Genomic DNA, 6,004 nt, shown 5'->3' with positions numbered 1-6,004 from the left:
TAATGGGTATTGAAAAAACTTTATCCTCAGTAATGGGATTAACTCAAATTGCTGCGGGAGCCAGTGTTTTAAACCTTGGTGTGAGTATTGCTGGTTTTGCCTATATGGGCTATAAACTGCACCAAATTCAAAACACTTTAGGCAATATTCAACAATCAATGGAAACAGGTTTTAATCGAGTTGAAGCTGACTTAAATCGGATTGAAAATAACTTAAACGCGGGTTTTTATCATCTTGATCAGCGCTTCAATCAAGTTGACAATAGTTTAGATATTATCTCTGGACAATTAGCTTATCTGTATTTATTAGTAGAAGATAGTCGCCAAAAACAAAAAAGCCTCGCTAAAGCGATTTCCCATCTTCATCAAGCCATGCTAATTAAAGAAATTGCGGCTTTAAAAGCTGAACTTGATGATCGCTCTCGTTTTCCTGATGAATCACCGAGATCAGCCATTAAAACAGCTTGCAGAGTGCGATTATTTCTCAGTAATCAAGCCATACAAGCTACCCCAGAATTAGATGCTGAAATTATGCTTAATGCTGATGTTTCTATTCAAGGTTGGGCTGTAGCCATCGCAACAGAAGCCAATCTTCTCCTAGAAATAGGAAAACATCAAGAAGCTAAAGAATTACTGGCGGTGGAAGTCCCTCAATTTAAACAAGTAGCGGAAAGATGGGGTCAAGCATTAATTAATCATGAAAACAGTTATTTATCTACCGCTTATCGCTTTAGTAATGATCGGTTTAATCACTATATTACCCCCGAAAGAGTCGAACGAATTACGCAAATATCAACAAGCGATCGCGCCTTATCTCCAGAGCAAATTAGAAGCAAAAAAACTCACGTTGATGTAGAATTTGATATGTCCTATAGTGCTACTAAATTTGATCGAGCCTGGACTTATCACCAAATTGCTGTAGCTGAATATTTGGATAGTTTGAGCGAACTTTCAGCCAGATTAGAAAGTTTAGAATCGTTTGCCGATCTGTGCGAAAGTAAAGGGGTGAAAAGCAGCCAAGAAATTATCCCTGGAAATGACGCTGAACCCGGTATATATGCAATATAAGATATAGCAAGTCTAAATCGGTTGTAATAATCTCTATGACTCAAACCCTGACCGTAGGGGCAATTCATGAATTGCCCCTACCACAAATCAAATAGGATTGCTATATGGGGATACTACTCATAAAAGAAAAGCACCACAAATGAAGCAAAATTCGGCTAAAAGTGGCAGTATAGATGAGATGTTTTTATGTCTCAGACCTCATGGGGTGACAACCCGGTGAGATAGGAGCAATTATGGCAAATTTTCAAAAAAATATCAGTTAGTTTATTGCCTCTTAATCGTTACCTAATTTATAATTAAAAGTGATACTGATAGGGAAAAAATGATCATGAATTTACAAGAATTGCAAAAGCAGGCATTACAGTTACCTATTAGCGATCGCTGGCAATTAGTACAAACTCTGTTAGAGTCATTGCAGCGAGAAACCAGTTCTAAAATGTGGGAATTTTAGTAATTGCACCTGGGGAGTTAGAAAATCTTACGGGTTAGTAAATTAAGCGAGCATCCCAACATCGTGTAGGCTTTAATTAGAGGATAACTGAAATATCAAGGGCGTGATTTAATCAAAACACGAACCCTTGAATTAGCTTTGCTTAAATCAGCTTTATTCAGGATTAAAACTACCTCCATATTCTCGCCCAGACACATTTTCAATCGCTTCTAATGCGGCTCGTGATCCAGCGATAATATCTCGTTCTTCTCCTCCTAAATACAACCGCCCAAAACTTCCGACAGCCGTTACTTGCAGAATATTAATTAATGCGGCTTTTTCCGCTTCATTCGCGGCTAAAGCAGCATAAGCGGCGGGTTGAACTTCCAAAATATATAAACTTTGACCGCCTAAAATTAACTGACCTCGACGGTTACGATTAATCAATTGAGCTTGATGGGGGTCAAGATTACGAATAATTTGACTGGTCATAATTTGAGGTTTGAGGCGATCGCGTTCCTGTAATCCCAAAAAGTCTAAAATCGCCCGTCCTGCTGTCACCGTATCTCCTTGACGACTCGAATGAATTTCTAAAAGGCCATAAAGCCGTTCAATAAACAATACCCCCGGACGTACAGACGTCGCTTTCAAAGCAACATCTGTAATCCGGTTAATTTCAATTCCCGGCGACACTTCAATCCACAAAGAAGAATCTCCAGGTAAAGGTAAAAACCCCAGTGACACTGTACCAATATAAGCTGCGTGTTGCCGTTGCAGATTATCTAAATAAACGTAGCTGCGTAATTCTATACCCATTTTCAGTGATCAGTTATCAATTATCAGTGATGAGTGGACAATCTCGCTTGGGCAACAGTCAACAGTCAACAGTCAACGGTCAACAAACTATGAACATTGTGGCATTATTTGGGGCACTGCAAACAGAATAACTGTAGGCCTTGATTAGTTAGCCTAATCTCCTTGTAAAGCCACCACAAAAACTAAAAGCAAAGCTTCTGTCCATTCCACCACCGCACCATAAGTATCTCCGGTGTGCCCTCCGAGACGAGCGTTCAACCAAGCACCGATTAAAATAGCGATCGCACTTCCCCCTAACGCCAAACCAACCGCGACTAACCAATAGTGGGGATACAGAAACACCATAAACCCACTAAAAGCCATCAACAATAACGCCCCCGGAATTAAATCCCAAGAAGAATAGGGGGTATCTTTATGAAACGCTCCTTTTCCAGTGGCTTTTAGATAGGGATAACGAGCAATCGCCACTAACTGTCCCCAACGACCCCACCCCGCGACCGCCATTAAAATTAAACCTCGATTTAAACTTAAATCTTGTAACGCCGATACTTTTAATAAAATAATGGCGATCGCCGCCATCACTCCGAAAGCCCCCGTCACACTATCGGCCATCACTTCTAGGCGTCGATTTGGGTCAGTAACCGCTAAACCATCGGCGGTATCCATCGCACCATCTAAATGTAATCCGCCAGTGATGGCAATTCCAGCTAAAATCACGAAGGCTGAACGAGTCAAAAGGGGACAACCGAGTAGGGATAATCCCCCATCGATTAATCCTAAAATTCCGCCAATCAATACCCCAATCACCGGAGCAAAACGAGCAATTCCTCGAAACTCCAACGTCCAAGACAGGGGAATGGGGAAACAAGTATAAAAAGCCATAGCGGCGGCTAACGCAGCACCCTGTCGCTGGAAAAATTCAGACAGCGATCGAATTTCTTTATCATCTGACATGGCAAAAAATTAAATTTGCATAGATCTATAAATATTTTCTAGGTTATGCCAGAATTGAAATAACAACTCATGTTTTGTCTGACTCAAGTCAAAGCATCTCATCGGAGTTTACCAACTCCAGGGTTGTTCAATGACACATCTACTCAAAAACGAATCCATCCTTTTGAATTCTTTCCCATGATTTCGCAGCGGTAAAGAAATAGGTGAGTTACCAACAGGGTTTGTCTTTGGCCATTGTAGTTTTGCTACAATGACAATACCTACAACAAAGCTTGAAACGTATGGTTCTAGTAATTGGCAATAGCTTAAGATGGGTTGAGAAATTTCAAGAAAATTTCGACTCCAGCCTGAGTGTTTCCTAAAATATTATTAGATTAAAACCATAACATCAATTCGGGAGGAAGCAAAACAATTAAGGTTCCCAATTTGGCAGAGTATTGGATTTTACCTGTACAGCCAGACACCTTTGTTCGTAATTCCTCTACACCCAGGGATGGGATAACTTGACAACTAAAGATTTTTTGATTCCACAGAGTGATTACTAATTCTGTGATTTACAGATTACATCTGAGGCTTTTGCTCCATGAGTTACGACCAACTAAACTACAGGGTGTCTGCTCCTTGCATTATCGATACGGGTATCATTCTTAACAAGCGGGATATGCAAAAACTGCTTGTTGATTTAGGTCGTGTCCGTTATTTACATATCCAAGACGGGCAAATATGCAGTGAAGCAGAAGGATACATCCTAGAAGTTTTTGCGAATCCCCAACAAGCAACTTTAGTGGCGAATCATTCGTTGTATTTGAATGTATATAGTTTTGATTACTTAGAACTTAAACAGTCTCCTGAGCAGGAAACTTATTTTGATCTGGTTCAAGAAGGGGGACGTTTGTTACGATTAATTCCCTTAACTAATCCCTTACAAGAACAATTTAATCGCAATTTTAATGCAGCGGCTTTAGATGCGGTTATGGATCAAGTTTTGTCTTCTAATTGGGATAGTCAAATTGATGATGATGACTGTCCGTTCTAACGTTTAAAAGCTGGAAAATCTTGATTTTGAACACCCCGACTAAACGTTAAAACGGGTTGTTTCAACACCCGTTTAGACCGAAAAAAGGAAAGGGGAAAACATACTTTCCCCACTTTTCCTGTGTTGTTTTTTGATTTTTATATGTCACATTCTTTTTCCTTTGAAGTTCAAGCATGCTGTCACCAAACAAAAGCCCGGGTCGGGTTATTTCATACTCCTCATGGTTGGGTTGAAACCCCACGATTTATGCCTGTGGGAACCTTAGCCAATGTTAAAACCCTGACTCCAGCACACTTGAAAGAGGCAGGCGCTCAAATGGTTTTATCGAATACCTATCACCTGCATTTACAACCGGGGGAAAAAATTGTAAACCGGGCTGGAGGTTTACATCGGTTTATGGCCTGGAATGGCCCGATTTTGACCGATTCGGGTGGCTTTCAAGTGTTTAGTTTAAGTGAAATTCGCACCATTACCGAGGACGGCGTAACCTTTCGGTCTCCCCATGATGGACAAATTATTGAATTTACCCCAGAACGTTCCATTCAAATTCAAAATGAATTAGGAGCGGACGTGATTATGGCCTTTGATGAATGTCCTCCCTATCCCGCCAGTCGAGAAGCGGTGTTAAAAGCCACACAACGCACGAAACGTTGGTTAGAACGCTGTATTAATGCCCATCAACGCAGTGACCAAGCGTTATTCGGAATTGTACAGGGGGGGATTTATTCGGATTTACGACAACAGGCGGCGGAGGAGTTAGTCAAATTTGATTTACCCGGATATGCCATTGGCGGGGTGAGTGTGGGGGAACCTGCGGCATTAATTGAAAAAATTGTTCAGGTGACAACCCCGATTTTACCGTTTCATAAACCGCGTTATTTAATGGGGGTGGGAACTTATCGGGAAATGGCCCAAGCCATTGCGGCTGGAGTTGATTTATTTGATTGTGTGATTCCCACTCGTTTAGCTCGTCATGGGGCGGCGTTAATTAAGGGAGAACGATTGAATTTAAAAAATGCTCAATTTCGAGAAGATTTTCAACCTTTAGATGAAACTTGTCCTTGTTATACTTGTCAAAATTTTAGTCGGGCTTATATTAGTCATTTAGTTCGGGCGAAGGAACTATTAGCTTATACTTTAATCTCGATTCATAATGTAACAGAATTAATTCGGTTTACCCAACGCATTCGAGAGGCAATTTTAAACCATCGTTTTGTGGAGGAATTCCAATTTTGGTTAAGTCCAGCACCGGATTCTGAAACGGTTTTAGATGAAATTGAAATTAATAAACGGAGTCACGGATAATGGTTTAGCTGGAGGTTTTAACACGCTTCTTTGAATCCCTGATAGGAATTAGTGGTTATTATAAGCAAATCATGATATAATTACCTTTAGAAAACTAATTAACTCGATAGATACAGGTAGAACTAGCTTTAAAGCACCTGTATCTTTTTTATTATGCCTCCATTATGTTTCAATCCCTGAAAGGGATTTGTGGTTATTATAACAATGAGAAAGATAATTTATCGGCTGCTGATATTGAAGTTTCAATCCCTGAAAGGGATTTGTGGTTATTATAACCTTTTTCAACTTGCAAAATAAACGGAGAATAATCGACGTTTCAATCCCTGAAAGGGATTAGTGGTTATTATAACCTGAATTATGGCCTTACCCTAGAGTCGCGTTAACGGTTTCAATCCC

General features: G+C 40.3%; 6 protein-coding genes. 4 read left to right on the top strand and 2 right to left on the bottom strand.

The genetic code is table 11. The features are described from left to right. The coding region (locus ACKPEB_RS02685; protein ID WP_408963245.1) for a hypothetical protein at window positions 1-1,067 on the top strand (1,067 nt) is incomplete at its 5' end. Window positions 1,068-1,395: 328 nt separating this feature from the next. Continuing rightward, window positions 1,396-1,518, top strand: a complete 123-nt coding sequence (locus ACKPEB_RS02680; RefSeq protein WP_408963244.1) for a hypothetical protein — start codon at window positions 1,396-1,398, stop codon at window positions 1,516-1,518. Window positions 1,519-1,671: 153 nt separating this feature from the next. On the opposite strand, the gene ACKPEB_RS02675 is transcribed toward ACKPEB_RS02680, so the two are convergent. Together ACKPEB_RS02675 and cobS are read right to left on the bottom strand one after the other, a co-directional pair. Further along, complete coding sequence (locus ACKPEB_RS02675; protein ID WP_408963243.1) at window positions 1,672-2,313, bottom strand: hypothetical protein; 642 nt, start codon at window positions 2,311-2,313, stop codon at window positions 1,672-1,674. 153 nt (window positions 2,314-2,466) lie between these two features. Then, window positions 2,467-3,267, bottom strand: a complete 801-nt coding sequence (cobS, locus tag ACKPEB_RS02670; protein ID WP_408963242.1) for an adenosylcobinamide-GDP ribazoletransferase — start codon at window positions 3,265-3,267, stop codon at window positions 2,467-2,469. A 583-nt stretch (window positions 3,268-3,850) separates the two neighbouring features. Between cobS and ACKPEB_RS02665 the strand changes: the two genes are divergently transcribed. Together ACKPEB_RS02665 and tgt are read left to right on the top strand one after the other, a co-directional pair. Next, window positions 3,851-4,303: a hypothetical protein gene (locus ACKPEB_RS02665; RefSeq protein WP_408963241.1), complete on the top strand. Its 453-nt coding sequence runs from the start codon at window positions 3,851-3,853 to the stop codon at window positions 4,301-4,303. Window positions 4,304-4,444: 141 nt separating this feature from the next. Next, window positions 4,445-5,608, top strand: a complete 1,164-nt coding sequence (tgt, locus tag ACKPEB_RS02660) for a tRNA guanosine(34) transglycosylase Tgt (RefSeq protein WP_408963240.1) — start codon at window positions 4,445-4,447, stop codon at window positions 5,606-5,608. Window positions 5,609-6,004: the final 396 nt, after the last annotated feature.

The organism is Planktothrix sp. (assembly GCF_046067725.1).
Lineage (GTDB): Bacteria > Cyanobacteriota > Cyanobacteriia > Cyanobacteriales > Microcoleaceae > Planktothrix.
The sequence above is the reverse complement of the archived record's forward strand: the minus strand, read 5'-3'. Positions and strand labels throughout refer to the sequence as shown.

Coding starts and splice junctions, on each gene's coding strand:
- cobS (WP_408963242.1), bottom strand. CDS start 3,267: ATGTCAGATGATAAAGAAATTCGATCGCTGTCTGAATTTTTCCAGCGA.
- ACKPEB_RS02665 (WP_408963241.1), top strand. CDS start 3,851: ATGAGTTACGACCAACTAAACTACAGGGTGTCTGCTCCTTGCATTATC.
- ACKPEB_RS02675 (WP_408963243.1), bottom strand. CDS start 2,313: ATGGGTATAGAATTACGCAGCTACGTTTATTTAGATAATCTGCAACGG.
- ACKPEB_RS02680 (WP_408963244.1), top strand. CDS start 1,396: ATGAATTTACAAGAATTGCAAAAGCAGGCATTACAGTTACCTATTAGC.
- tgt (WP_408963240.1), top strand. CDS start 4,445: ATGTCACATTCTTTTTCCTTTGAAGTTCAAGCATGCTGTCACCAAACA.